This window comes from Candidatus Cyanaurora vandensis, from assembly GCF_013285555.1.
GTDB lineage: Bacteria > Cyanobacteriota > Cyanobacteriia > Gloeobacterales > Anthocerotibacteraceae > Cyanaurora > Cyanaurora vandensis.
Window position 1 is genome coordinate 1 of record NZ_JAAXLT010000156.1, and the last position, 2,710, is coordinate 2,710.

Sequence of the window (2,710 nt, forward strand, 5' to 3'; positions counted from 1 at the left end):
GCCACATCCAGCCCCCCGGCCCCAATCGCCAGCATCCCCAAGCCCCCCGCTGTGGGCGTATGGGAATCGGAGCCGAGTAGGGTCTTCCCCGGTTCGGCAAACCGCTCGCGGTGGACCTGATGACAAATACCGTTACCGGGCCGGGAGAAAATAATCCCATAAGCTGCCGCCATCGTCTGCAAATAGCGGTGGTCGTCGGCGTTCTCAAAGCCCGTCTGGAGCATATTGTGGTCAATATAGGAAACAGATACCTGGGTGCGGACGCGGGGGATCGCCAGGGCCTCAAACTGTAGACAGGCCATCGTCCCGGTAGCATCCTGGGTCAGGGTCTGGTCAATGCGAATACCAATCTCAGTCCCGGCGACTAAGTTACCACTCATCAGATGACTGGCAAGGATCTTATGCGTTACACTCTGGCCCATGGCCCCTCCTACCCAGAATTGACCCACACTTTACCATACATAACAAAACTCCCTCCAAAGAGAGAGTTTCGGTCGTCAACAAAAGCTTAGATTGCGCTGGGAGCAGCTACAGGACGGTTAATCGGGATTACCATCAACCGCTTGAGGGTGGGTTGGTCAGGCCGGCCTTCGATATTCACCACCGCGTAGGTCAGGGTACCGGAGGTGAAAATGTCACCGACATTAAGGGAAGTACTCCGCCGTAAGGTACCCAACAGGCGTTGGTGTGTATCCATCACCAGATATTCCATCGAAACCTCGTTATGGAAAGACTGAAAGCAACTTAAACACATCCCAACTCAGACCATGCAGCTAATGGTCACCCTAAGGTAGAAGCTGAGGACTGGAGCTAGACGAGATTGTGAGAAGTTGTGCAGGTGTTCACCCTTGTTATAGCATCCTCATCTTGGGAAATGGGCAAGTCTACTTATTTAGATAGATGGAAATTAGCCCCGTTAACCCTTACCAGGCTTGTATCGGGTCAATATCTACATGACAGAAAATTGAGTTATCAATCTTCATAAGTGCTTGTAATAGATGCTGCGGCTCAGCCATGAGCGGGAGTTTCCACAGGAGTTGCCAACGATAAGCCAGACGGACCTTGGGAATTAAGGCAGGGGCAGGACCGAGGATTTCTTGTTCGTGTTCCTGTAGATACCGGGCGACGGTCTGGGCGGCGATGAGGACGAGTTCCTCCACGGGACCCTGCCAACCGAGACGGACCAACCGACCAAAGGGCGGGAAGCCCTGGGCACGGCGGGCGATTAATTCCGGTTCAGCGAACTGAAGAAAGTCATGGGTCCGGGCGGCTTCCACCACGGCGTGGGTGGGGTTGTAGGTCTGGAGGATGACCCGGCCCGGTTGGTCGCCGCGTCCGCCGCGCCCCGCGACCTGAGTCAACAGTTGAAAAGCCCGCTCAGTACAACGAAAGTCCGGCATATTCAATAAACTATCGGCAGCTAAGATCCCGACGAGGGTGACGCGGGGTAGGTCTAGCCCCTTGGTGAGCATCTGGGTCCCAATCAATAAATCCGTTTCACCCCGTCCAAACTGGTCCAGGATTTCCCGGTGACTGCCCTTGCGTTGGGTGGTATCGCGGTCAAAGCGAGCCACGCGCAGTCCAGGAAACCGCTCTTGAACCGCTGTCTCGATGCGCTGGGTACCGGTGCCGAAAAATTTATAGTGCGTTGAACCACATTGGGGACAGGTCTGCTCGGGTTCTGGTCGGCGGTAGTGGCAGTGGTGGCAGCGCAGGAAGCGGTCACTGAGGTGATAGGTCAAGGAGACTGTGCAGTTGGGACAAGTCAGGACCTCACCACAACCCCGGCACAGGATAAAGGTATGGAAACCCCGGCGGTTGAGAAAGAGAATCCCCTGTTCCTTGCGCTCCATCATCTGCTGGATCTCCCGTTGCAGGGTCCGCGAGAGGGGTGAATAGTTGCCCTCAGCTAATTCCTCACGTAGGTCCACCAGCATGACCGTCGGCAGACCGGCCCCGCCCACCCGCACGGGCAACTGCGCCAGGGTATAGGTTCCGTCCGTGGCAGCTTGGTAACTTTCTAGGTCGGGGGTCGCTGAACCCAGCACCAGCGGACAGGACTCCGCGACACTCCGCCATTGCGCTACAGTCCGCGCATGATAACTAGGGGCGGGGCGGTCCTGTTTATAGGAAGCGTCATGTTCTTCATCGAGAATAATCAGCCCCAGTTTGGGTAAGGGCACAAACACCGCCGAGCGGGTACCAATCACGACTTGGGGACCGCCCGTGAGCATCTGCCGCCAACAGTCATAGCGTTCGCCCTGGGAGAGTGCCGAGTGGTAGACCCAGACTTGACCGGGGAACCGCCGTTGGAAGCGTTCGGTCAACTGGGGGGTAAGCCCAATCTCCGGGACCAGGACCAAAGCGGATTTCCCGGCAGTCAGCAGGGGTTGGATAGCCTGGAGGTAGACTTCGGTTTTGCCAGAGCCAGTGACCCCCCACAACAGGAGTGTTTCGCCAGCACTGAGGGCTTGAATTTGACCCAGGGCTTGGGCTTGGTCCGGGGTGAGGAGTTTGGGCTGGTCCGGGGGGAGAGCGGACTCTTGACCACGCAACACTTCACGCTGATGCACCGCCAACCAACCGTTGGCTTGGAGTCGTTGGACCGTGGCACGAGTGGTCTGGGTCTTATTCAAAAAGTCCGCCAGGGTTACTTCTGACCCTAGATGTTGGAGGCTCTGGAGGAGGCTCTGTTGACGGGGAGTCGCGC

General features: G+C 57.0%; 3 protein-coding genes. All 3 read right to left on the bottom strand.

Going from position 1 to position 2,710, the window contains the following annotated elements; genetic code table 11:
• Positions 1-422 (bottom strand): aconitase family protein (locus HFM78_RS10900; protein ID WP_287129476.1); only part of this gene is annotated, 422 nt, incomplete at its 3' end.
• An 86-nt stretch (positions 423-508) separates the two neighbouring features.
• Complete coding sequence (locus tag HFM78_RS10905) at positions 509-700, bottom strand: hypothetical protein (protein WP_287129477.1); 192 nt, start codon at positions 698-700, stop codon at positions 509-511.
• A gap of 223 nt (positions 701-923) precedes the next feature.
• Positions 924-2,710 (bottom strand): primosomal protein N' (priA, locus tag HFM78_RS10910; protein ID WP_287129478.1); only part of this gene is annotated, 1,787 nt, incomplete at its 5' end.